Origin of the sequence: Bradyrhizobium sp. 61 (assembly GCF_023073075.1) — a bacterium.
GTDB classification, from domain to species: Bacteria; Pseudomonadota; Alphaproteobacteria; order Rhizobiales; family Xanthobacteraceae; genus Bradyrhizobium; species Bradyrhizobium barranii.
The window spans coordinates 186,620-210,472 of record NZ_JADPIU010000088.1 but is presented as its reverse complement, the minus strand read 5'-3'; the positions used below and the strand labels follow the sequence as shown (position 1 = coordinate 210,472).

Here is a 23,853-nt window from a genome sequence, read left to right as displayed (position 1 = left end):
GCCCCGGTATTGCGATGCAGAGCGCATCGTCCTGTCCGTCCGGTCGATCAGAATGCGCGACCGTTGACTTGGATCAATGGAGCGACCGGCCCCGCACTCACGATCCCGCATCACCTTTGCCTATGGGATCGGGAGAGCCGCATGTCCAAAGAAGCCAAGCCCGCGCAAAAGCGCATCGATCAGTTCTTCTCCGGGCCCGGCGGACGGGCGGACAACTGGCGCGATCTGGTGGAGGCCGCAAAGGCGTGGGTGCGTGGCGGGGATCGCGCGAAATATGACGCTGCGCTGGCCGATCTCTCCATAACGGAGGAATTTCACGGCTATCCCGGCCTTCACCTCATGGCGGTGCTGCGGGACGCGGCCGCGGCCGGCGATGCGGCGGGCTCACTCGCCCTTGCGACACGGATGATGCAGGCCTTGACGACGAGGTCGTTTCGCCAACATGCCGGTGACGGGAGCGCCAATGACGACGGCAACGGTGACACCCCCGATCTGGTGCCCCAAATGTCCGGGCAGCATGGTGCGCGCCGTCCCTATTTCGAGACACTGATCGTCACCGGCCTCTCGTCCGGCAACTGGCCCGCGCTCGCCAACGAATGGCGCAAGCTGCGGCGGCCGGTGGATCCATTCGTCTATGAGCCCGTTATCGTCGGCAGCCTCGAAGACGCGTTCTGCGCCGCCATCCTGAATCCCAATCTCGCAGCCGTCGTCATCAATGAGGGCTTTTCGCTGCGCTCACGCCATGACGCGCCGGTGCTCCGCACGATGACCTCGGCGGCCGGATTGAACGACGAGGCCGATGCTTCGGCGCTACGGCTTGCCCACGTCATCAAGCGGGTCCGCCCCGAGCTCGACCTCTATTTGATGTCCAATCGCGACGTTGAGGCGATGGCCGGAAATCCCGAGGCCGATGTCGTCCGCCGCATCTTCTATTCGGTCGAGGAACTGCTCGAGCTGCATCTCTCGATCCTGGAAGGGGTGCAGGATCGCTACGACACGCCGTTCTTCGACAATCTGAAGAAATATGCACAGCGTCCGATCGGAACGTTCCATGCGCTGCCGATCGCGCGCGGCAAATCGGTCTTCAAGTCGGACTGGATCCGCGACATGGGCGAGTTCTACGGCCTGAACCTGTTCCTGGCCGAAAGCAGCGCGACCACCGGCGGCCTGGATAGTCTGCTGGAGCCGACCGGCAACATCAAGAAGGCGCAGGACAAGGCAGCACGCGCGCTTGGCGCCGATCGCGTCTTCTTCGTCACCAACGGAACCTCCACCTCGAACAAGATGGCGGTGCAGGCGCTGCTCGCGCCGGGCGACATCGCGATCGTCGACCGCAATTGTCACAAGTCGCATCATTACGGCATGGTGCTGGCCGGCGCGCAGCCGCTCTATGTCGAAGCCTTCCCGATGACGGAATATTCGATGTACGGCGCCGTGCCGCTGAAGACCATCAAGCAGGCCTTGCTGAACGCCAAGGCCGATGGCCGGCTCGATCGCGTCAAGCTGCTGGACCTGACCAACTGCACCTTCGACGGCCACATCTACAACACCCGCCGGGTGATGGAGGAGTGCCTCGCGATCAAGCCCGATCTGATCTTCCTGTGGGACGAGGCCTGGTTCGGCTTTGCGCGCTTCTCGCCGTTCCTGCGGCGGCGCACCGCGATGGGCGCCGCCAATGAGATCGAGGCCTGGATGCGCGATCCGAGATCGGTCGCAGCTTATGAAGCCCAACAAGCCACGCTCGGTAAGAATCCATCGAACGAGGTGCTGCTCAAGACCCGGCTGATCCCCGATCCGCGCCAGATCCGCTTGCGCGTGTATCAGACCAATTCGACCCACAAGTCGATGTCGGCGATCCGTCAGGGCTCGATGCTCTCGGTCAAGGACGTCGAATTCCACACGGTCGAGCAGCAGTTCAAGGAGGCCGTCTTTACCCATGCCTCCACGAGTCCGAACCAGCAGTTGATCGCGAGCCTCGACGTCTCGCGGCGCCAGATGGAGCTGGAAGGGTATGGTCTGGTGGCCAATGCGATCGAGATCGCGCTCGCCATCCGTCACGCCGTCAACACCAATCCGCTGCTCTCGAAATATTTCCGCATTCTCGGCGCCGACGCCATGGTGCCGGCGCAATATCGCCAGAGCGGCTTCACCGATTATCTGGCCGTCGGCGCGAACTGGGCGAGCGCTCTGAAGAGCCTGGACGAGGATGAGTTCTGTCTCGATCCGACCCGCATGACACTGGTGTGCGGCACCGCCGGTTACGACGGCACCCAGTTCAAGGGCATCCTGGCGAACGACTACAACATCCAGGTCAACAAGACCTCGCGCAATTCGGTGCTGCTCCAGTCCAACATCAACAACACCCGCAGCGACGTGGCGCATCTTGTCAGGGTTTTGGCCGAGATTGCGGGCGAGGTGGATCGCGGCCTCGCCCGAGGCGGTGCCAATGCGAAGAAGACCTTCGAGGCACGGGTGAAGAGCCTGATGACCGACGTGCCTGATTTGCCGAATTTCTCGCACTTCCACCAGAGCTTCCGTGGCGATGCCGGCAGCAAGACCAATGAGGGTGACATCCGCAGCGGATTCTACGCGGCCTACGACGCGGCGGGATGCGAATATATCAGGCTCGCCGATCCCGAGATCGACCGCCGCCTGAAAGCCGGCCCCGACCTCGTCTCCGCCAGCTTCGTGATTCCCTATCCGCCGGGCTTCCCGATCATGGTGCCGGGTCAAGTCATCACCCAGGAGACCATCGACTTCATGCGCAAGCTCGATGTGAAGGAGATCCATGGCTACGACGCCAAGGAAGGCCTCAAGCTCGTGCGCGCCGAAGCCTTGGCGAAGATCGGCAAGCCCAAGCCCGGCGCGCAGCCGAAGCTGAAGGCCGCTTCGTAAAAAGGGGACGAACATGCAAGGCTTTTTCACCTTCCTGCAGCAGAATCCGTTTCTGCTGTTGTTCTTCGTCGTTGGTCTTGCCGTCTATATCGGGCGAGCCAGCATCAAGGGCTATGGCCTCGGGATGGTTGCCGGTGCCATCGTGGTGGGCGCCGGCTTGTCGGTCTGGGCATCCACCTATGGTGTGAAGCTCGAGCTGAACAATTTCGCCAAGAGCCTGTTCTACTATCTCTTCATGTACGGCGTGGGCTTGCGCGTCGGTCCGTCCTTCATCAACAGCCTGAGGGGCGACGGGCTGAAATTCTGCATCCTGGCCGTGGTGTCGAGTGTTCTTGGCCTCGCGCTCGTCGTCATCTGTACGAAGTTGTTCGCGCTGCCGATCGGCGCCGCCGGTGGCATGCTGGCGGGGTCCCAGACCATGTCGGCTGCGATCGGTTCGGCCGAGCAGGCCGTCACCTCCGGTGTCGTCAAGCTGCCCGAGGGCATGAAGCCCGAGGACGCCTCCGGGATGATCGCGTTGTCCTACGGCATCACTTACATCTGGGGCACCGTCGGCATCATCCTGATCTGCAAATATCTGCCGCGCTGGTGGGGTGTCGACGCCACGGCCGCCGCCAAGCAGTATGAGCGGGAATTTGGTGTCAAGGATCTCGAGGGCGGCGGCCTGACCGGTTATCGCCAGTTCGCCCTGCGGGCCTACCGGCTGGAAAATCCCGCGACGGTCGGCATGAGCATCGCAAAATTCCGTACCGTGAATCCGGAATACCGCATCGTCAATGTCGGGCGGAACGGTGAGCCGCAAGGCGCCGATGCTGACCTCGTCTTGCAAAAGGGCGACATCGTCGCGCTGGGCGGTGCGACCGAGCATCTCACGGAGAAAATGGGCCTGATCGGTCCGGAGGTTGCGGACGCCAAGACGCTCGGCATCCCCATGGACCAGGCGGACATCCTCGTCACCAACAAGGACATGGTGGGACGCACCTTCGAGTCCTTCCGCGACACCGCAATCGCCGGCCAGTTGCAGGTGACCAAGGTCGAGCGTGGAGGTGTCCAGATTCCGGCGGGTCTCAAGACCAAGCTGGAGCGGATGGACATCGTCTCCGTGGTCGGTCTGAAGTCCGCGGTCAACGATCTCGGCGAGATGTGGGGGCGCATCGCGCGCACCAACACCTCGACCGACCTGCTGACGCTGGCGGTCGGCATGATCATCGGCTTCCTGATCGGCATGATCGAATTCCCGGCCTTCGGCGCCAAGATCGGCCTCGGCAACGCCGGTGGTCTCTTGCTCTCGGGCGTCATCGTGTCCTCGATCGTGTCGCGCTTGCGTTTCTTCGGCAACACGCCGAACGCCGCGCGCAATGTGCTGGAGGATCTCGGTCTCGTGGTCTTCGTCGCGATCGTCGGCGTCAATGCCGGCGCTGGTCTGCTGGCACAGCTCACCGGTGCGGTCGCCTTGAAGATCTTCCTCGCTGGTTTCATCGCTTGCACGATCCCGCCGTTCATCGTCTGGGCGATCGGTTACCACGTCTTCAAGATCAATCCGGCGGTGCTGATGGGCGGCGTTGCCGGCGCCCGGTCGCATTCCGGGCCGTGTCGTGAAGCCGCAGTCGAAATCCAGAGCTCCGTGCCATGGATCGGCTTCCCGGTCGCCTACGCCGTATCGGGCATCCTGCTCACCGTGTTCGGCTATTTCGCGATGATCCTGGCACAATAGTCCGTTGCAACAACCAAGAAGGGGAATGAACGTCATGAGGAAATCTGCCATCGCCGCCTCCTTGATCATCTCGTTCGCCGCCGCGGCCGGCTTCAGCACGCCGTCACGTGCCGAGACCGGCCAGGTCGCCGTCGTCTTCACCAAGGGCGGCTTCATCGTCGGCGTCGGCGGCGGCGAGGGTGTTTTGGTGTTGCGGGGCAAACAATATCCCTTCACCGTGTCAGGCATGAGCGTCGGCTTCACGATCGGAGCTTCGACGACCAGGTTTGTCGGCCGCGCCCTCAATCTGAGGGGTCCGCAGTCGATCGAAGGCTCTTACGCGGCGGGCGGAGCCGGCGGCGCCGTCGCCGCGGGAGCCGGAGCCGTGCAGTTGCAGAACGGCAATGGCGTGATCCTTCAGCTCAGTGGACCGAGGGTCGGCGCGGAAGTATCGGCTGCGGTTGGCGGCGTCACGATCCGGCTGAAATAGGCCCGGGAGGGCACTCAAGCTAAACGGGCTGCGTCATCGCAGCCCGTTTCGCGTTTCAGTAGCGTTCCTCGACGAACTTCAGGCCGCGCAGGCTCGCCTGGTCGTTGTAACGTCCCTTGTCGGACCGCGGCGGCAGCTTGACCTTCTCCCGCTTGACCTTCTTGTAAGGGATCGTTCTCAGGATGTGCGAGATGACGTTGAGCCGCGCTCGCCGCTTGTCGTCGGAGCGGATCAGTCGCCACGGTGCATGCTTCGTGTCGGTCGCCTCGAACATCGTGTCACGCGCGCGCGAGTAATCGTACCAGCGCCCGAACGACTCGGTGTCCATCGGGCTCAGCTTCCACTGCCGCAGCGGATCCTCGATACGCGCCTTGAAGCGGAGCTCCTGCTCCTCCATCCCGACCTCGAGCCAGAGCTTGATCAGGACGATGCCGGCGTCCACGGCGAATTTCTCGACCAGCGGACACAATTCCAGGAAGCGCTTGTGTTCGGTCGGCGAGCAGAAGCCCATGACGTACTCAACGCCGGCGCGGTTGTACCAGCTGCGGTCGAATATCACGATCTCACCGCCGGCCGGGAATTGCTCGATATAGCGCTGCAGGAACAACTGGGATTTCTGCCGGTCGGAGGGCGCGGGCAGGGCGCAGACACGGAACACGCGCGGGCTCACCTTTTCGGTCAGCGCCTTGATGGTCCCGCCCTTACCGGCCGCGTCGCGCCCCTCGAAGATGATGATCACCTTCAGTTTCTGGGCTCTGACCCATTCCTGAAGGTGACACAACTCGACCTGGAGTTTTTCGAGCTCCTTCTCATAGTCCTTCCGCTTCATCCGCTCCACGGGCGCGTCCTTGGCCATGCTCAATCACCCCAGGAAATGGTCACCCCGATGTCGCCGGGCACACCGCCTGGAAAATCGATGATCTGATAGGCGATGCGATAGCCGCGCGGTTTCAGGTAATCGCTCCAGAGCTGGAAGATTTCCTTCGGAATCCCGGTCAGGGTGTTCTCCCAGCCCGCTTCCATCTGATTGATGGCGCGACCCTTGTCGGTGCACAGCGTGTTGGGGAAGCGATAGACCAGAACTTCGGTCAAGCCGTTCCGCACCGCACGCTGGATGATCGTCGAGGCGAGCTTGATCTTCTCGTCCTCGGTCTTGCCAGAAGGCTTGCTGAGGCGTTCAATGAGGGCGTGTTTCTCGGCTTCGGCGGCGGCGGCAAGGCGCGCATATTCGTCGGCCTTCTCTGCCTCCTTGAGGGCTGCTTCTTTCCGGATCTGCGTGGCGCTGGGGATGAGATCATCGATGCCGGGCATGGCAGGCGGCTCCTGTTGTTGCACGTCAACTTTCAGGCGAGGCTAGGTGGGGCCGTTCCAGGCCCGTTGATCCAAATCAAGCAATTGCGCCACCCGATACCGACACTGCATTCGACGCATTCAAGTGGAAACGCGCCTGACGAGGAGAGAACGTTGAGCGATCAGCTTCATCCGATGGCCCCGCATCATCTACCGTTCTATCTCGCACCGGGAAGCGGGGCGGATCCGCTGATGGTCGTGATGGGAATTTTCCTGATCGGCACCGTGCTCTGGGTCGGTACTCTTTATTGGAAACTGCACAGCCTGCCTGAGCGAATGGCGCACAAGTCGCAGAAACTGCAATTCGAATTCGTAGCCGTGCTCGGCCTGATCTCGCTCTTCACGCACATGCACATCTTCTGGATCGCAGGCCTGCTGCTGGCCATGATCGACATTCCCGACTTCGGCGGTCCGCTGCGCAGCATCGCCGATTCCGTGGAGAAGATCGCGGATGCGACGCCCGAAGACAGCGACGCCGCCAAGCAGGCCAGCCCACGACCGACAGGTGGCGAGACGCCGCCTCCAACGGAAAAGCCGGGGCCCGCGAAGGAGAAGGAGCACAGCCATGTTTGAGCTGATGTTCTGCTCGCTGCTGACGATCCTGCCCGACTATCTCTACCGCCGCTACGTCCAGGGCAAGCGCTTTGGCAAGGAGATCACCTTCTTCTCCATCTGGTACGAGCTGCGCTGGGGCATTACCGGCTGCCTGATGCTGACGGTGTCGCTGATCACCATGATCTTCTATTTCCATCCGTCGACATCCAACGCGACGCTTTATTTCCGCACCGTGCCGATCTTGCCCGAAGGCTCGGGCCGCGTGGCCGAGGTCAAGTTCGGCTTCAGCGCGCCGGTGAAGAAGGGCGACGTGCTGTTCACGCTCGACGCCTCGAAGCAGCAGGCCGCATTTGAGACCGCCAGGCGCAAGATTGCCGAAGTCGATGCCGCCATGCAGACGGCACAAGCTGACGTGGCCAAGGCCGAGGCGCAGATCGGCGAAGCGAAGGCGAATTACCAGCAGGCCAAGGACGAGCTCGACGTCAAGACCGAGCTGCAGCGCCGCAATCCCGGCATCGTGCCGCAGCGCGATATCGAAAAGCTCCAGGTGCTGGTCGACCAGCGCCAGTCCGGCATCGATGCCGCGACGGCCGCGCGGCAGTCGGCGGCCTTGCAGGTTTCGACCTCGCTTCCAGCGCAGAAGGCGAGTGCCGAGGCGACGCTTGATCAGGCCCAGGTCGATCTCGACAAGACACTAGTCCGCGCCGGCGTCGACGGGCGCGTCGAGCAGTTCCTTGTGCGCCCCGGCGACGTCGTCAACCAGTTGATGCGGCCGGCGGGAATCCTGATTCCGACGGAGGCCGGCCGATCGGTCCTTCAGGCCGGCTTCGGTCAGATCGAGGCCCAGGTGATGAAGACCGGCATGGTGGCGGAGGCGACCTGCATCTCGAAGCCGTGGGTCATCATCCCGATGGTGATCACGACGGTGCAGGACTACATCGCCACCGGCCAGTTCCGCTCCGGCGAGCAGTTGCTGGAAGCGCAGAACGCCGTTCGGCCCGGCACGATCCTGGTGTTCCTGGAGCCGCTCTACAAAGGCGGCCTCGAGGGCGTGACGCCGGGCTCGAGCTGCATCGTCAACGCCTACACCAGCAATCACGAAGAGATTTCCGCCAAGGACACGCCGACCAGCCGGAAGATCGCGCTGCACGTCGTCGACGGCGTCGGCCTGGTCCATGCCCTGCTGCTGCGCATACAGGCGTTGCTGCTGCCGATCCAGACGCTGGTGCTGAGCGGGCACTGACGTGCCAGATTGGATCGTTTCGCCCCGTCCTGCGTGCAGCTTGACTGCGTCCTCGGCACTGTCGAAGCGGCCCATTTGCCGCTAGAATTGTGGTCCGGAGGCGCCGGAGAGCGGTTGAGGCGAAGGGGAACGGGCGCATGACCATGGCGTCGGTCAAGCAGTGGCTGGTTGCTGCCACGCTGTTGGGTCTCGGCTTGTTGCTCGCCGCGTGCATGCTGTCCGGGCCCGCGCGAGCCGCTGAGCCCGGCTCGGCTGCGCGCAGCGAGCCAAAGCGCGTGCTGATCCTGCACTCCTTCGGCCGCGAGTTTCGCCCCTGGAGTGAATACGCGCGGAGCATCAAGGTCGAGCTCGAGCGGCAATCGCCCTGGCCGCTCGACGTCCAGGAGCACGCGTTGCTCAGCGCGCGCTTCAACACTGCGGGCCCCGAAGCGCCCTTCGTCGAATATCTCGGTTCGCTCTACCAGGGCAAGCCGCCCGACATCGTGCTGAGCATCGGTGCACCCGCGGCGCGGTTCGTGCAGAGATACCGTGCGAAGCTCTTTCCGGAAGCGCCGACGGTGCTGACCGTGGTCGAACAGCGGCTGGTGAACCGCCTGGATCTCACCGACAATGACGTGGTCGTGTCCGTCCGCAATGATTTCGTGGCGGCCTTCGAGAACATTCTCAAGCTCTTGCCCGATACCAAGACGGTTGCCATTGTGGTCGGTGCCTCGCCCCTCGAGAAATTCTGGATTGAGGAGGTGAAGCGGGAGTTGAAGCCGCTGGAAGGCCGGCTCGACCTCGTCTGGTACTCGGACCTGCCGTTTGAGGAGATCCTGAAGCGCGCATCGGCGCTTCCGCCTCATTCCGCGCTGTTCTGGGGGCTGATGTTGGTCGATGCCGCCGGCATTGTCCACGAGGGCGATATCGCGCTGCACAGGCTGCATGCTGTCGCGAACGCGCCGATCTTCTCGTATCAGGAACCTTTCTTCGGCGACGCCAGCGTCGGCGGGCCCATGCACTCCGTCGCCGAAACCAGTTCGAAGACCGTCAGTGCCGCGATCCGTATCCTCGGCGGCGAGAAGCCGGCCCGCATCAAATACGAGCCGATCGGATTCGGGACGCCGAAATATGATTGGCGGGAGTTGCAGCGCTGGGGGATCAGCGAGAGCAATCTGCCGCCGGGCAGCGAGATCCTGTTTCGTGAACCGACCCTCTGGGATCGCTATAGCTGGCAGATGCTGCTGATCGCGGCCGTGATTCTGATACAGGCCGGCTTCATCGGCGGGCTTCTGCACGAGCGCCATCGCCGTCAATTGGCCGAGATCGAGTCGCGACAGCGCCTGACCGAACTCGCCCACGCCAATCGCTATTCGGCCGTCGGCGAGTTGACGACGTCGATTGCCCACGAGCTGAACCAGCCGCTCGGGTCCATTCTGACCAATGCCGAGACGGCGGAGCTCATGCTCAAAGCCACTTCACCCGACATCAACGAGATCCGCCAGATTCTAGCCGACATCAGGCGCGACGATCAGCGGGCGTCCGAGGTCATCCGCAGGCTTCGCAGCGTCCTGAAGAAGCGGCCGTTTGAAATCAAGGACACCGAACTGAACGACACGGTGCGGGAAGCAATTGGTCTGGTGACAGCGCTCGCCGACGGGCGCCGGATCACGCTGGCTTACGCGCCGGCCGCTGCGGAGCTGCACGTCAAGGGCGATCCCGTGCAGCTGCAGCAGGTCGTGCTCAATCTGATAATCAATGCGTTGGATGCGGTCTCCGACGCGGACATGAAGAAGCGCGAGGTCAGCGTATCGACCGGGCGCGCCGGGGGCCACGCCGAGATCCGGATCGCCGACACGGGTTCGGGCATTGCGGTCGGCGACCTCGCGAACATCTTCAATCCATTCTTCACGACCAAGCCTCAGGGCATGGGTATGGGGCTTGCAATCGTCAAGACCATCGTCGAGGCCCATCACGGCACCATAGCCGCCGAGAACCAGCCGTCGGGCGGCGCGCTGTTCACGATCAGGCTCCCGATCATCCACTAGCGCGGACGTTGAGCGATCCGGCAGCCCGGCATTGCTCTCGCGCCGCAACAAGGCGGCGAAGCCGTCCTTCGTTGATCTTGATCAATAAACGCCAGTACCGCGGCCCGATCTTGGTGGTCGGAAAGTTCGATGGAGGATGGCATGTTTCGCTGCGGCAAGACCCTGTTGGCGCTTGCGCTCGTGGTTGCGATCCCGGTCGTCGCGACTGCTCAGACCGCCGACAAGCCGGCGGCCCCGAGCACGCAGGCGCAGCCGGCAAGTCCGCCGGCACCGGCCGCCGAGGTTCTGAAGCCCGAGCAGCTCGAGGCCCTGGTCGCGCCGATCGCACTCTATCCCGATGAGCTGCTTGCCAATCTGCTGGCTGCCTCGACCTATCCGCTCGAGGTGGTGCAGGCCGACCGCTGGCTGAAGGACCACAAGAGCCTGAAGGGCGACGCGCTGAAGGCGGAGGTCGACAAGCAGGGCTGGGACGACAGCGTCAAGGCGCTCGCAAGCACGGCCGATGTTCTCTCCATGATGAGCGACAAGCTCGACTGGACCCAGAAGCTCGGCGATGCCTTTCTTGCGCAGCAGCCCGACGTGATGGATGCGATCCAGCGTCTGCGCAACAAGGCCTATGACAACAAGAAGCTGGTCACCACCAAGCAGCAGAAGGTCAGCGTCCAGAGCCAGGAAGGCAGGCAGGTCGTCGTCATCCAGCAGGCCGATCCGGAGACGATGTACGTCCCCTATTACGATCCGGCGACGGTCTATGGCACCTGGCCCTATGCGGACTATCAGCCGTATTATTTCGGCTATCCATCCTATATCGGTGCTGGCGTGGTCGCTGCTGGCCTCGCCTTCGGCACGGCCTGGGCGATCGGGCGCTGGGGCAATTACTGGGGCGGCGGCGCCAACTGGGGTAACCGCAACGTCTACGTCAACCGTCGCACCACCAACATCAACAACGGCTGGCAGCACAATCCGGCGCATCGCCAGGGGGTGCGCTACAACAACGTCAATGTTCAGCAGCACTTCGGGAACAACAATATCAGGGCTGGCGCGTCGGACCGGATGGACTTCCGCGGCCGCGATGGAAACCAGGTGCTGCGTCCGAACCAGGGTGCGGGAGATCGGGCGGGAGATCGCGCCGGCGACCGTGCCGGTGATCGTGGCGGTCCGGGTGATCGTGCAGGAGATCGTGCTGGTGATCGCGGTGATCGTGCCGGCAATCGCGGCGACCGGCCCGGCGGCGGCGATCGCGCTGGCGCGGGAGATCGTGCCAAGGGTGGTGGAGATCGCGCCAAGAATGCAGGCAAGAATGCAGGTAAGGGCGGTGGTGATCGTGCAAAGGCTGCCAACCGTGCCGGCGGCGGCGCTGCCGCCAATCGTGGCGGTGGCGGCAATCGCGGCGGCGCGATGAACGTCTCCTCCGGTCGGGCGGCGGCCGCAGCATCGGCGCGCGGACGCTCCAGCATGGCGAGCATGCCGCGCGGTGGTGGCGGCGGGGGCTATGCCGGGCGCGGCGGCGGCGGCGGAATGGCCATGCATGGTGGTGGTGGTGGCGGCTTCCGTGGTGGAGGCGGAGGAGGAGGCCGCGGCGGTGGCGGCGGTGGCCGGCGCTCCGACATCGCGCTGAAGCACGACATCACGCTGCTCGGCCATCTCTCTAACGGCCTCGGCTATTATCGCTTCAGCTACATCGGCAGCGACAAGGCCTATGTCGGCGTGATGGCGCAGGAGGTGGAGCAGGTGATGCCTGACGCCGTGACGCGCGGCAGCGATGGTTATCTGCGCGTCTATTATGAAAAGCTTGGCCTGACATTCCGCACCTACCGCGATTGGCTCGCCGACGGCGCGAAGATCCCTGCGGAGGTGACGCCATGATCGGCCTGAAATCGCTCCATCGCGCGATCCTGGCGGGCGTGGTGGCGCTCGCCATGCTTGGCTCGGCGGCACAGGCACAGCAATCCTACAAGACACCGGAGGATGCGGCCGCCGCGCTCGCGGCCGCAGTCAAAAGCGGGCCGGGCGACATTCTGAAGGTGCTCGGCAGGGCCGCCGAGGATATCGTCTCGTCCGGTGACGAGGTCGCCGACAACGACATCCGTCAGCGCTTCACGTCGATGTACGACGCCAAGCACGGCATCAAGGCGGAGGGCAACAAGACCGCGACCTTGATACTGGGGCCGGACGATTTCCCGTTCCCGATTCCGCTGCTCAACACCAAGACAGGCTGGGCGTTCGACACCGACGAGGGGCGGATCGAGGTGCTTCGCCGCCGCATCGGCCGCAACGAGCTCGACGCGATCCAGACCGCGCTCGCCTATGTCGATGCCCAGAATGAATACGCCGACAAGGATCGCGGCGAGGGCGCCGGTGTCTACGCGCAACGCTTCCTTTCCACGCCCGGCAAGAAGGACGGCCTGTTCTGGCGTGACGACAGTGATCCGAGCCCGCTCGGCGCGCTGGTCGCGGAGGCCTCGGCCGAAGGCTACAAGCAAGGCACAGGCGAGGGACCCGCGCCTTATCACGGCTACTACTTCCGAATACTGAAAGGCCAGGGTTCCGACGCGCCCGGTGGCGCGCTCAACTACGTCGTCAAAGGCAAGATGATCGGGGGCTTCGGACTGATCGCCTGGCCCGCCGAATACGGCAATTCCGGCGTGATGACCTTTCTCGTCAATCATGCCGGCACCGTCTACCAGAAGGACCTCGGCAACCGCACGGCGGTCATCGCCGAGCGCACCACGCTGTTCGATCCCGACCAGACCTGGAAGAAGGTCGATGCCGCGAAGCCATAAACCGGAACGCATGCGGCGCGCGATCGCAATCGGCTTTACGGCGCTCGTGGTGCTCCTGCTCGCGATGCCGGCCACGCCGTCGTTCGCGCAAGCGAGCGGCCATGTCCAGGTGAGGTTCGTCAAGGCTGGCCTGCTGGTCGGAGGCGGCACCGGCAGTGGTGTGCTGAACTACCGTGGTCGGAACTATCCCTTCAAGGTCTCCGGCTTGAGCGTCGGCATCACGGCCGGTGCGACCGTCGGCAGATTTGATGGCCGGGCATCAGGCATTCGCGATGTCGGCGACTTCGTCGGCAGCTATAGCTCCGTCGGCGGCGGCTTCGCACTCGTCGGCGGCGTCAACGGCGCCCATCTGCGCAACGAAAAGGGCGTGACGATCGTGCTGCAAGGCCCGAAGGCCGGACTTGAGCTCGCCTCCAACATCAGTGCGATCACGATCGCCTGGAAGTGAGCGCCTCGAGCCTGGGGTTACCGGGCCGCGATGGCAGTCATCTCGAGTTTGACGCCCGGACCGAGATCGGCCACGCCGATCGCAGCGCGCGCCGGCAGGTGAGCTTCCGCAAAGTGCGCCTTCCAGGCCGCATTGAACTCCGCCTTCTCCTTCAGGTTGGTCATGAAGATGGTCACCTGCAAGACGTTGGCGAGATCGGAGCCGAGCGTCTTCAACAGGCGCGCCAGCTGCCCGAGGACGTCGTTGGCCTGGCCCGACATATCGAGGCTGGTGTCCTCGGGGACGATCCCGCCGATGTAGAGCACGCCATTATGCTCGACCACTTCGTGGAGGAGTCCTTCGTAGGGCAAGACGCGCTGGATCATGATGAGACCGATGCTGCTGTGGGGATGGGCGGCATATCGCACATTTCCATGTCGATGTCGTTTGAAGAGATTTCGCGACCGGCGTCCCGAAGGTCATCCAACAAGATATTGAAAATAAAAGATAAATTGGCTTAAGAATCGCCGCTCGTCGTGCGGTCGGACGGTGACCAAGCTGTACTTGCGCGCGGGAGCCCGGCGTTTCCGACGGCCCTGATCCCGACGACATCGGGAAGCGGATCGGTATACTGCCACCGGAATCGACGCGGCAGCGGCTGGGCCCGTGCCGCGCGGAACAAGGATCAGACGATGGACGATACGATTGGCTTTCCCGACCCCGGCCTCGACCTGTCTGACGGCTTCAAGCCCCACACCTCGCATTGGGGCGTGTTTTCCGCGCGTCAAAGCGAAGCCGGGCTAGAGGTCAGGGCCTATGCGGGCGACCCCGATCCGAACGGCATCATCGGCAATTTCCCCGGCGCGCTGCGGCATCAGGCGCGCATCGCCCAGCCGGCGATCCGTCGCGGCTGGCTCGAGCGCGGACCCGGCCCGGACGATCGCCGCGGCCGCGACGAGTTCGTCTCCGTCAGTTGGGAGAAGGCGCTCGATCTGCTCGGCGACGAGCTCGGCCGCATCCGCGACACGCGCGGCCCCGGCGCCGTGTTCGGCGGCTCCTACGGCTGGTCGAGCGCGGGCCGATTCCATCATGCCCAGAGCCAGGTGCATCGCTTCCTCAACATCGCAATGGGCGGCTATGTGCGCTCGGTGAACACTTACTCTTCGGGCGCATCCTCGGTGCTGCTGCCGCAAATTCTCGCCGGCTACGAGGACATCACCAAGCGCAACGTCACCTGGGAGCAGATTGCCGAGAACACCGACATCGTGCTGGCGTTCGGCGGCATGGCGCTGAAGAACTCCATGGTGGCCGGCGGCTCGATCAGCAAGCATGTCGAGCGCGGCGCCATGGAAGCCGCGCGCCGGCGCGGCTGCGCGTTCATCCTGGTCAGCCCGCTGCGCGACGATCTTCCCGTCGAGGCCGGCGCCGAATGGATGACGTGCCGGCCCGGCACCGACACCGCCCTGATGCTCGGCATCGTCCACACACTTGTGAGCGAAGGTCTGCACGACCAAGCCTTCCTCGATCGCTACACCGAAGGCTGGCCCGCGTTCCTGCGCTATCTCAATGGCGAGAGCGACGGGCAGGCCAAGCATGCCGAATGGGCCGCCGCGATTTGCGGTGTCGATGCGGACGCGATCCGAAAGCTCGCGCGCCGCGCCGCCGGAAAGCGTGCGCTGATCACCGTTTCGCATTCGCTCCAGCGCGCCGAGCATGGCGAGCAGCCGGTGTGGATGGGCATGGTGCTCGCAGCGGCGCTCGGCCAGATCGGCCTGCCCGGCGGCGGCTACGCCTATTCGCTCGGCGCGATCGGCTATTACGGCCGCCGCGTCAACGACGTGCCGGGACCGACACTGGGGCAGGGCCGCAACGGCGTGCGCGATTTCATTCCGGTCGCGCGCATCGCCGACATGCTGCTCAATCCCGGCACGAACTATCGCTACAATGGCGAGACGCGTACCTATCCGGACATCCGCCTCGTCTACTGGGCCGGCGGCAATCCCTTCCATCACCATCAGGACATCAACCGCTTGCGCAAGGCTTTTGCGCAGCTCGATACGTTCGTCGTGCACGAGCTCGCCTGGACCGCGACGGCGCGGCACGCGGACATCGTGCTGCCCTCGACCATGACGCTGGAGCGCGAGGACATCGGCTATTCGACCAACGATCCCCTGATGGTCGCGATGCACCAGATCGCGGAACCCTTCGGCCTTGCGCGTGACGATTACGACATCTTTGCCGATCTCGCCGAGCGCCTGGGTGCGCGCGAACCTTTCACCGAAGGGCGCACGTCGCGGCAGTGGCTCGAACATCTGTACGAGCCGACTCGCGCCTCGCTTCAAGCGCGTGGCCTCGAGGCGCCTGATTTCGACGAATTCTGGCGGCGCGGCAGCCTGGTCGTGCCGCAACAGCCCGACGACGGCGGCCGGCTGCGCAGCTTTCGCGAGGATCCGGCCAATCATCCGCTGCCGACGCCGAGCGGGCGCATCGAGATCTATTCAGCCAAGATCGCTGCGCACGGCGATGCCGATTGCCCCGGCCATCCGGTCTGGCTCGACAAGACCGACATGCCGAAGCCCGGCGCGCCGTGCTTCCTCGTCGCCAACCAGCCGGTGACGCGCCTGCACAGTCAGCTCGATTTCGGTGGACACTCGCTTGCCGCAAAACATCGCGGCCGCGAGGTTGCGCGCATGAACCCGCACGATGCGGATGCGCGCGGCATCAGGGATGGCGACATCATCCGCCTGTTCAACGAGCGCGGCGCCTGTCTCGCCGCCGTCCACGTCACCGACGGCATCGCGGCCGGCGTCGTGCAGCTTCCGACCGGCGCGTGGTACGACCCGATGGACCCCGAGGACGAAGCGCCGCTCTGCGTTCACGGCAATCCCAACGTGCTCACCCGCGACATCGGCACCTCGTCCTTCGCGCAGGGCTGCACCGGCCAGCTCACGACGGTCGAGGTGGAGAAGTTCACCGGCAATCTGCCGCCGATCCGCGCGTTCGATCCGGTGTAGAGGAAGGCGCCCTCTCGTTTGGAGGGCGTTGTCGCCGGCTACGCGTAACTCTGCCAGGCGCCCTGCCGAAGGGCCGCTGATGCGCCGCATCAAAAAAGATAGCGCAAATGTCCGGGGCCGACGCAAATGCCTGCAAGGACGAGACTTGTGGCGATCTCACCGAAGCGCATCTTTAAAACGCATCGGCCGTGGTTCCACGAAATCTGTTTGCACGCCCACCATTTCGCAAGAGCGTCCAGGATGCGCCCCTGCACCTCTGGATTGTAAGGTCGAACAGGAGTACACTGTCACACTGCGCCCGTTTTGATCCGGCGCTCCGTTGATATGTTTCCACGTTGATCCCTGCGAATTGCGCGGGGGCTGATGCGAACGAAGACTTCTTTCGTATTACAAATACAGATTTTGAACATGTCGATTCCAGCAGCTGCGGCTCCGCCACGAGGAAGCTTTCCGTTTGTCGTCTGCTTGGTTTGCTTGGCGGCTTACTTCAGCTACCATCTTGTCAAATTCTCCCCGCTCTCGGACTACTTCCTGTATACGGCGGAGTTTGCGCGCGACAATCTCGGTTGGCGATTGATCGCACAATTCTTGCTCTGCATCGGGCTGTATCTGATCTTCGCTATTCTGCTATTTCGGAGAGTCATTTCACGTGCAAATGGCACTGCGCTCTCTCCGGCACCATCGGTCATCGAACGATTGGCGCGGTTGATCATTCTCGTCATGCCGGCCTTTGCTCTCGGCTATTTGCTGATCGATGCCGCGGGCCAGGCCGCTGGCGGGTCGTGGGTAATCTGGCTGGCTGCCTCCGTTGTCATAGTTACCACCGTGATTCAGGCGATCATGGCCCTGATTCCGATAAATCAAAAGCAGCGAGTTGCTTCCGTCAGGAAAACACTGGCCATTCTGGTGTTGGCCGGCGGTTGTGCGCTCGCGCTCTATTTTTGGCTTTGGTACGACGTGATTGGTGCAACCCTCTTCATCGGTGGCGTCGGAATCATCCTGCTGCTTCTCGTATGTCTGTTGTTGCTTGGTGAGGCCCTCGTTTGGTTGAACGGTATCGTTTATGGGGCCACTGCGTGGCTCCTTGTGATAGTTCTGCTGTGCCAATTCATTGGCGGTTCATCTCCTGAATTTCCCTACAGCGTCGTGGACATCGGCGACGCAAAGCCGGAAACACCCGCAGCAATCGAGAGCACCGTTCAAAATCGTAAGGTGCCGAGCCTTGTTCCTGCTTTCCGCAGCTGGCTGGAACAGCGTCATGTTTCGGTAGGATCGAGTGAGCAAGGGCGGAAATATCCGATCTTCATCGTAGCAGCGCAGGGAGGCGGTCAGTACGCAGCCTATCACACGGCACTCTCTCTTGCTCGCCTCTATGACAGCTGTCCGAAACTCAAGGACCACGTCTTCGCGATCAGCGGCGTCTCCGGTGGAAGTCTGGGGGCGAGCATCTTCAGCGAACTGTTGCGTCGATCTGAACCGCTCGGGGACGGGTGCTCCGCTGCTCCGGTCAGTGACGGCAAGCTGGAGAAATCCGTCCGCGAGTTCTTTGAGTACGATTTGGTGACCCCGGTCGTTGCGAGCGGAGTTTTCTTTGATGCGCCAACTCTCGCCATTCCGCAACTGCATCTTGCCCCGGACCGGGCAAACACGCTCGAGCTTGCCGTCAAGAACGCGATCAATGCCGTGACGGGCTCGAACGGAGACGACAGCTCAACACAGTTCTATTCGTCATGGTCTGCCTCGGGCGTCACTCCAGCGCTGTTCTTGAACACAACCAGCGCGAACTATGGAAAGTCGACCCTGATTTCGCAGCTATATATGACAGACAAGCGTACCGCGGGTGCGTTCTCCGACCTGTTCGCCCTCGTTTGGGGCCGGCTCACGCAACAAACCGAGAAAGACCCGGAGCGGCTGAGGCTTGTTCAGCGCATGGTCACCGCTGGGATTCGTTCGAGCGAGTATTCGCGGCCGGCCTATTTCAACATTCTCGAATATCGCCCCAATCTTCAATTGTCGCTTCTGACGGCAGCAATACTGAGCGCGCGGTTTCCCTATGTAACGCCGCCCGGCGTGTTGTACGCAGACAAGAGGATTGTGGCCGCCGACGCAACATTGCGGGAGACCACCGGGCTTCAATTGATCGACGGCGGCTTCTGGGACAACAGCGGCATCGCCACGGCTATCGAGATCATCAAGCAGCTGCAGGCGGCCGAGGATACCAAAACCCTCGTATCAAATCTCGAACTTCATCTGATTTCGTTCGGGCATTCGAATGCAGCATTGCAGTTAGAGGGGGAGCGGGGTGCCCAATCAGAGCTTGTCGCGCCGATCACGACGTTCGAAGCCGTGAGGACCGCGCGCAGTCTCCGCCAGGCCGACGCGTTGGCGGCCGGATTCAAGTTCGTGCACGGCTATCAACTCTTCGATCATGAATTTCAGGCGCCTTTGTCATGGACGCTGTCGGCACGTATGCGGGCTCAGATTGAGGCGCGGAGCGGCGGCCGGGCTGATCCGTCGCTATGTTGTACGCTGGCCTTGCCGCCTATTGCTTCGAGCATCATATCCTTGGTCGGTTCCATTCCTGAGTTCGTTCTGGACGTACATCTGTTCAAGAAGTACCTGGACACGAGCTCCGGCTCCGATCTGCAGCGACAAGGCCTTAAGCTGTTCGCTCCGAACGCGCGGCAATTCGCGGATGTTATTCGGACGGTTCGGGAAAATTCAGAGATCCCAAAGCAGCCTTCGAATTAGCTCGTTAGCTGAAAAATCGATCCAGCGGCCACGCACACACTCGCACGACAACAAGCAGCTCGCGCGCGAGGCGCGGCGTGTGCATGAGCTCTGCGATGAATACGACGAGATCGCAACCGCAGGCCGAGCGACGGGTCTGGGTCCTGTACGAGTGCCACACCGGCGCGCATGGGTGATTCCCGACGGGAAGAAAACGGGGCCGTCCTGTGTGGGCGCAGGGACGGCCCCGAGTGGCTCGCAGACCCGGGAGGGAAAGGGCTCGAGCCGGCGCGAGTGGCAGGGCACTCACGCCAAAGAAATCGCAAACCGGTCGAAGTGCAGGTGGCGTGATCCCAAGTGGCTTGATCCTAAGTCGCTTGATTCCAAGTCCCCTGATTCCAGATTCCTCGATCCCAATTCACCTGCCGGCGCACGAACTACGCGGCAGCGCCGACCATCCAGTCCATGTCCGCGGCAGGTCGCCGCCGCGGAAGCGCCTCCGTAGCAGGCAGAACAGCCCTGCTGGCCAGACGCCAGCGTGCCGGTGACTCGCCACTGATGCGCTTGAACACGGTCGAGAAATGCGCCTGGGTGCTGAAGCCGACGGCAAGCGCGATCTCCGCCAGCGGCCGCTCGGTCGTCGTGAGCAAGGTCTTCGCATGCTCGACGCGATGATTGAGCAGATATTCGCGTGGACGGTAGCCGGTCGCGGCGCGGAACTGTGCCGCGAAATGCATCCTCGAGAGGCCCGCGACATTGGCGAGCTCTGACAGGCTGATGCAGCGATCAAAGTGATCGGCTATATATTGCTCGACGCGGCGTAGCCGCCATTTCGGCAAGGCATTGACTTTTGAGCGTGGCAGCTCGAGCCGAGTCAGATGCATCGCAAGGGTCTCGCCGATGCAGCGCGCGAACTGCTGGTCCGCGGTATCGCCATGCTCGGTCAGTGCCTTCGCGAGCTCGGCTGCGAGCGGGTCGCGCAGCAGGACGAGGTCGTTGAGGCCCTCGGTCGCCGGTCGCGCCGCCGAAAAATGATCGGTGGAGATGTGGAAGTGCAGGAAAGCGCTGGGCGACTGGAATTGCACGCCGAGAAGCTTCGATGGCGCACTGACGTACAGCGTGCCCGCGGGCATGGTGCCGTCGAAGATGATCTGACGGTCCCGCGTCAGCTTTACCCGAGCGGTCTTCAGGGCGATGGCGACGAAATAGCGGTCCGCCGGCGTCGTCGCTTCGTGCGACGAGGTGGTCCGAGAATCCTCCCATCGCGAAATCGTGATGTCCGCGTCCAGGCCGCGGTCGATCTTGCGCCATCCGCTTTCCTGCGCGATTGCTCGCATCCCGTGCGAAGCCTCGCGATCACACCGGCTGGTGGGAAATTCGATCCAGGCATGCGCTGCTTGCAAGTCATTGAACATCGCTCGTCCTCTCCTGGCCTCGTCGCCGCTTGCAGCGATCGGCCAACTCTCAGTGCTTTCCACGATCAGAGGATAGGCGTGAGCCAGGCAAGAAGCCCGTTAGTGATGATTAGGAGGTGTTAGATTTTGTGCGAGCGCCTGTAGTGTGACAGCCCGCCGCAGGACGTTTGATTTTGTCCAGCTTTTCAATTATTTGCGCAGATCGGTGCGGTGTGAGGGCATTGCAGAACATCGTGCTGCGATCGATGTGCCGGTATGAGGCCGGCGCGGTGCCTCGCTGGACCGCGCATCGACGGCGGGTATAGTCGCCGCGCATTTGAATGAAATGGCCGTCAAGATGAGTCAGAAGTGACCGAACCCCCGGCAGGACATCGCTCGCCCGGCAATGGCGCCGGGGCGAGCCTTGATTTCGACGCAGTCTCGTTTGGACCGTTTTCGCTGCGGTCGCGGTTGCTCGAGAGGGACGGAGCGCCGGTCAAGCTCGGCAGCCGCGCGATGGACATTCTGCGCCTGCTCCTCAGCCGTGCCGGCGAAGTGGTGCCGAAGAACGAGATTCTGAGCTACGCGTGGTCCGGCCTCGCGGTCGAGGAGATCAGCCTGCGCGTCCATGTCGCGGAGCTGCGCAAGGTGCTTGGCGACGGCAAGGACGGGGCCCGCTACATCACCAACGTCCCGAGCCGCGGCTATTGCTTCGTCGCGCCTGTGCAACGTAGCGAGCGCAACGCCGCTCCGGCACTCGCGCCGCGTGCACCTGAAAGAACGGTGCCGCCTGCGGCCTTGCCACACCGGCTGGACCGGATGATCGGTCGGGACGACGTGTTGCCCGAGTTGTCGGCGCGTCTGCTGAGCGACCGCTTCGTCACGCTGCGAGGACCGGGCGGCATCGGCAAGACCACGGTTGCGACCGCGCTCGCGCATGACATGTGGCAGGCATTCGAGGGCCACGTTCATTTCCTCGAATTCGGCCCACTGAAGGACGCCACGCTGGTCGCGAGCACGGTTGCCGCCGCTCTGGGCCTCGTCGTGCATCACGATGATCCCTCAGGCAGCATCGTCAATTTTCTGCGCGGACGGCGGCTGCTTCTCATCCTCGACAGCTGCGAGCACGTCATCGACGAGGTCGCGCGTCTGGCCGAAAACATCTATCGCGAGGCGCCGGGCATCGCCATTCTCGCCACCAGCCGCGAGTCGCTGCTGGTGGAAGGCGAGCAGATCTTCGAGCTCGTTCCGCTGGCCGGCCCGCCGCAAGGGGTGCGCCTCAGCGCCGGCGAGGTGCTGGATTATCCGGCCGCGCAGCTGTTCATCGATCGTGCCGCGGCCGCGGGCCATCGCGGCGATATCACGGACGACGATGCCGACGTCCTGGCCGAGATCTGCGGCAAGCTCGACGGCATCGCGCTCGCGATCGAGCTCGCCGCCGTGCGCGTCGGCGTCTACGGATTGCGGGAGATGGCCGCGCTGCTCGACTCCAGGCTCAAGCTCGAATGGCGCGGACGGCGAACGGCGCCGCCACGGCAGCAGACGCTCGGCGCGACGCTCGACTGGAGCTTCGGCCTGATCGGCGAGAGCGAACGCACAGTGCTTCAGCGACTCGCCATCTTCGCCGGCCCCTTCACGCTCAAGGGGGCGATCGCAGTCGCCGCGGATGAGGGTGCCGCGGCCGATCGCGTCGTCGATGCGCTGGAGCAGCTCGTGGCCAAGTCGCTGGTGTCGGCGCAGCCCGATGGCGCATCGCGGCGCTATCGCCTGCTGGATGCCACGCGCGCCTATGCCATGCAGAAGCTGGTCGACGCAGGCGAAGCGGCGGCGATCGCGCGCCGTCACACGGCCTATGTTCAGCGCACGCTCGAAGCCGGCATGGCGGAGCAGGGCGGCGATCCGGCTTCGCGCCTGCAGAGGCGCGCGAGCCTGCTCGCAGATGCCCGTGCGGCGTTGGAATGGAGTTTTGCCAACCACGACGGTGCCGCCTTGCGCGTGCCGCTCGCCGGCAGCGCCGCAAGGCTGTTCGTCGAGCTCAATCTGCTGAACGAGGCGCGCATCTGGTCGGGCCGCGCGCTCGCGATGCTCGACGATGCCAACCAGGGCGGCAAATGGGAACTCGAGCTGCAGTCGACGCTCGGCCACGCCTTCATGTTCACGGAGCGCAACAGCGAGCAGGCCGAGGCCGCACTCCGGCGCGGGCTGGAGATCGCGGAATCGCTCGACGATCACGCCAATGCGTTCAGGCTGCTGTCGCGGCTGAACATGTTCTATCGCCGCACGGGCGACTACAGGCATCTCGTGCCGACCGCACGCCAGGCCGAGCGCATCGCCCGCCAGATCGGCGACACCGCGGGGATCGCAGGCAGCAAGGCGCTGCTCGGCGTGTCCTATCATCTCGCCGGCGACCAGGCCGAGGCGCAGGCCCATCTCGACGAAGGCGTGCGCGACGACGCCGCGCTGCGCGGGACGGAGCCCGGGCATTTCGCCTATTCGCGCACGCCGCAGATTCCGCTCGCGCGGGTGCTGTGGCTGCGTGGCTTTCCCGACCGCGCACTCGATTGCGTCCGCCCGCTCGTCGGCGCCGCCGCGCCGCGCGACGTGGTGATGCATTGCATCGCGCTGTGCTGGTCATCCTCGGTGTTCGGCTGGGTCGGCGACTGGGCCGCCGTCGAGACGATGACGGGACGCCTCGCGACCCATACGAATTTGCACGGGCTCGCGCCGTACGAAGCCGTCGCGACCGGCTTTCGCGCGCAGACCATGATCGCCCACGGCGAGCTGGCCGGCGGTGTCGATCTGCTGCGGAGCGCGCTGCCGCGCCTGCATGCGGATCGCTACGAGCTCTACGCATCCGCGTTCGCCGCAGACCTGTCGCAAGGACTGGCGGCGCTGGGACGATTGACGGAAGGGCTGCAAGTCCTGCACGAGACGATCGCCCGCGTCGAGCAGGGCGGCGGAGGTTTCGACATGCCCGAGCTCCTGCGCCGGCGCGGCGACCTCGAGGCGCGGACCGGTGATCTCGGTGCCGCCGAAGCGAGCTTTGCCGCATCGCTCGCGCTGGCGGAGCAGCAGGGCGCGCTGTCCTGGCGATTGCGGACGGAGATGTCGCTTGCGGCGCTTCGGCTTCGCCAGGGCATCAAGAATCCGCTCGACGATCTCGCCGCAACCTATGCGCGGTTCTCGGAAGGATTCGAGACGGCGGATTTGAAGGCAGCGCGGCTCCTGCTGGACGAGGCATCTGCCTGACAA

The 23,853-nt window shown here is 63.7% G+C and carries 16 protein-coding genes; 12 read left to right on the top strand and 4 right to left on the bottom strand.

Annotated elements, in window-relative coordinates:
* Positions 1-141: 141 nt before the first annotated feature.
* The 3 genes from IVB46_RS37510 to IVB46_RS37500 are packed head-to-tail and all read left to right on the top strand — an operon-like array spanning position 142 to position 5,078.
* Positions 142-2,895, top strand: coding sequence for a decarboxylase (locus tag IVB46_RS37510; protein ID WP_247344829.1), 2,754 nt, complete (start codon positions 142-144; stop codon positions 2,893-2,895).
* Positions 2,896-2,908: 13 nt separating this feature from the next.
* Positions 2,909-4,609 (top strand): transporter, encoded by a 1,701-nt coding sequence (locus IVB46_RS37505; protein WP_247303618.1) that lies wholly within the window; start codon positions 2,909-2,911, stop codon positions 4,607-4,609.
* A gap of 34 nt (positions 4,610-4,643) precedes the next feature.
* Positions 4,644-5,078: a hypothetical protein gene (locus IVB46_RS37500; RefSeq protein ID WP_208087984.1), complete on the top strand. Its 435-nt coding sequence runs from the start codon at positions 4,644-4,646 to the stop codon at positions 5,076-5,078.
* Positions 5,079-5,133: 55 nt separating this feature from the next.
* On the opposite strand, the gene ppk2 is transcribed toward IVB46_RS37500, so the two are convergent.
* Positions 5,134-5,934, bottom strand: a complete 801-nt coding sequence (gene ppk2, locus IVB46_RS37495; protein WP_071911459.1) for a polyphosphate kinase 2 — start codon at positions 5,932-5,934, stop codon at positions 5,134-5,136.
* A gap of 2 nt (positions 5,935-5,936) precedes the next feature.
* Positions 5,937-6,389, bottom strand: a complete 453-nt coding sequence (locus IVB46_RS37490) for a hypothetical protein (RefSeq protein WP_166343343.1) — start codon at positions 6,387-6,389, stop codon at positions 5,937-5,939.
* A gap of 174 nt (positions 6,390-6,563) precedes the next feature.
* On the opposite strand from IVB46_RS37490, the gene IVB46_RS37485 reads away from it, so the two are divergent.
* The 6 genes from IVB46_RS37485 to IVB46_RS37460 all read left to right on the top strand — a co-directional run bounded on the left by IVB46_RS37485 (position 6,564) and on the right by IVB46_RS37460 (position 13,484).
* Positions 6,564-7,001: a hypothetical protein gene (locus tag IVB46_RS37485; protein WP_247304745.1), complete on the top strand. Its 438-nt coding sequence runs from the start codon at positions 6,564-6,566 to the stop codon at positions 6,999-7,001.
* A complete protein-coding gene (locus IVB46_RS37480; protein ID WP_208087983.1) occupies positions 6,994-8,226 on the top strand; it encodes a biotin/lipoyl-binding protein in 1,233 nt (410 codons plus the stop codon). Before IVB46_RS37485 ends, IVB46_RS37480 begins: the two co-directional genes overlap by 8 nt.
* A gap of 137 nt (positions 8,227-8,363) precedes the next feature.
* Complete coding sequence (locus IVB46_RS37475) at positions 8,364-10,253, top strand: ATP-binding protein (RefSeq protein ID WP_247303615.1); 1,890 nt, start codon at positions 8,364-8,366, stop codon at positions 10,251-10,253.
* Positions 10,254-10,394: 141 nt separating this feature from the next.
* The gene (locus IVB46_RS37470; RefSeq protein WP_166353315.1) at positions 10,395-12,119 is read left to right on the top strand and encodes a DUF3300 domain-containing protein; all 1,725 of its coding nucleotides are present in this window, start codon (positions 10,395-10,397) and stop codon (positions 12,117-12,119) included.
* Positions 12,116-13,036, top strand: a complete 921-nt coding sequence (locus IVB46_RS37465) for a DUF2950 domain-containing protein (protein ID WP_247303613.1) — start codon at positions 12,116-12,118, stop codon at positions 13,034-13,036. Before IVB46_RS37470 ends, IVB46_RS37465 begins: the two co-directional genes overlap by 4 nt.
* Complete coding sequence (locus IVB46_RS37460; RefSeq protein ID WP_247303611.1) at positions 13,020-13,484, top strand: hypothetical protein; 465 nt, start codon at positions 13,020-13,022, stop codon at positions 13,482-13,484. The genes IVB46_RS37465 and IVB46_RS37460 overlap by 17 nt, the downstream gene beginning before the upstream one ends.
* A 17-nt stretch (positions 13,485-13,501) precedes the next feature.
* Here the strand turns inward: IVB46_RS37460 and IVB46_RS37455 are convergent, their stop codons facing one another.
* The gene (locus IVB46_RS37455) at positions 13,502-13,849 is read right to left on the bottom strand and encodes a RidA family protein (protein WP_039157651.1); all 348 of its coding nucleotides are present in this window, start codon (positions 13,847-13,849) and stop codon (positions 13,502-13,504) included.
* Positions 13,850-14,155: 306 nt separating this feature from the next.
* On the opposite strand from IVB46_RS37455, the gene IVB46_RS37450 reads away from it, so the two are divergent.
* The gene (locus IVB46_RS37450; protein ID WP_247303610.1) at positions 14,156-16,477 is read left to right on the top strand and encodes a molybdopterin guanine dinucleotide-containing S/N-oxide reductase; all 2,322 of its coding nucleotides are present in this window, start codon (positions 14,156-14,158) and stop codon (positions 16,475-16,477) included.
* A gap of 408 nt (positions 16,478-16,885) precedes the next feature.
* Positions 16,886-19,228, top strand: a complete 2,343-nt coding sequence (locus IVB46_RS37445) for a hypothetical protein (protein WP_247303608.1) — start codon at positions 16,886-16,888, stop codon at positions 19,226-19,228.
* A gap of 416 nt (positions 19,229-19,644) precedes the next feature.
* On the opposite strand, the gene IVB46_RS37440 is transcribed toward IVB46_RS37445, so the two are convergent.
* Positions 19,645-20,622, bottom strand: a complete 978-nt coding sequence (locus tag IVB46_RS37440; protein WP_247303606.1) for an AraC family transcriptional regulator — start codon at positions 20,620-20,622, stop codon at positions 19,645-19,647.
* A gap of 348 nt (positions 20,623-20,970) precedes the next feature.
* On the opposite strand from IVB46_RS37440, the gene IVB46_RS37435 reads away from it, so the two are divergent.
* The gene (locus IVB46_RS37435; RefSeq protein ID WP_247344826.1) at positions 20,971-23,850 is read left to right on the top strand and encodes a winged helix-turn-helix domain-containing protein; all 2,880 of its coding nucleotides are present in this window, start codon (positions 20,971-20,973) and stop codon (positions 23,848-23,850) included.
* The last annotated feature ends 3 nt before the right edge of the window (positions 23,851-23,853 follow it).

Coding starts and splice junctions, on each gene's coding strand:
- IVB46_RS37510 (WP_247344829.1), top strand. CDS start 142: ATGTCCAAAGAAGCCAAGCCCGCGCAAAAGCGCATCGATCAGTTCTTC.
- IVB46_RS37505 (WP_247303618.1), top strand. CDS start 2,909: ATGCAAGGCTTTTTCACCTTCCTGCAGCAGAATCCGTTTCTGCTGTTG.
- IVB46_RS37500 (WP_208087984.1), top strand. CDS start 4,644: ATGAGGAAATCTGCCATCGCCGCCTCCTTGATCATCTCGTTCGCCGCC.
- ppk2 (WP_071911459.1), bottom strand. CDS start 5,934: ATGGCCAAGGACGCGCCCGTGGAGCGGATGAAGCGGAAGGACTATGAG.
- IVB46_RS37490 (WP_166343343.1), bottom strand. CDS start 6,389: ATGCCCGGCATCGATGATCTCATCCCCAGCGCCACGCAGATCCGGAAA.
- IVB46_RS37485 (WP_247304745.1), top strand. CDS start 6,564: ATGGCCCCGCATCATCTACCGTTCTATCTCGCACCGGGAAGCGGGGCG.
- IVB46_RS37480 (WP_208087983.1), top strand. CDS start 6,994: ATGTTTGAGCTGATGTTCTGCTCGCTGCTGACGATCCTGCCCGACTAT.
- IVB46_RS37475 (WP_247303615.1), top strand. CDS start 8,364: ATGACCATGGCGTCGGTCAAGCAGTGGCTGGTTGCTGCCACGCTGTTG.
- IVB46_RS37470 (WP_166353315.1), top strand. CDS start 10,395: ATGTTTCGCTGCGGCAAGACCCTGTTGGCGCTTGCGCTCGTGGTTGCG.
- IVB46_RS37465 (WP_247303613.1), top strand. CDS start 12,116: ATGATCGGCCTGAAATCGCTCCATCGCGCGATCCTGGCGGGCGTGGTG.
- IVB46_RS37460 (WP_247303611.1), top strand. CDS start 13,020: ATGCCGCGAAGCCATAAACCGGAACGCATGCGGCGCGCGATCGCAATC.
- IVB46_RS37455 (WP_039157651.1), bottom strand. CDS start 13,849: ATGATCCAGCGCGTCTTGCCCTACGAAGGACTCCTCCACGAAGTGGTC.
- IVB46_RS37450 (WP_247303610.1), top strand. CDS start 14,156: ATGGACGATACGATTGGCTTTCCCGACCCCGGCCTCGACCTGTCTGAC.
- IVB46_RS37445 (WP_247303608.1), top strand. CDS start 16,886: ATGTCGATTCCAGCAGCTGCGGCTCCGCCACGAGGAAGCTTTCCGTTT.
- IVB46_RS37440 (WP_247303606.1), bottom strand. CDS start 20,622: ATGTTCAATGACTTGCAAGCAGCGCATGCCTGGATCGAATTTCCCACC.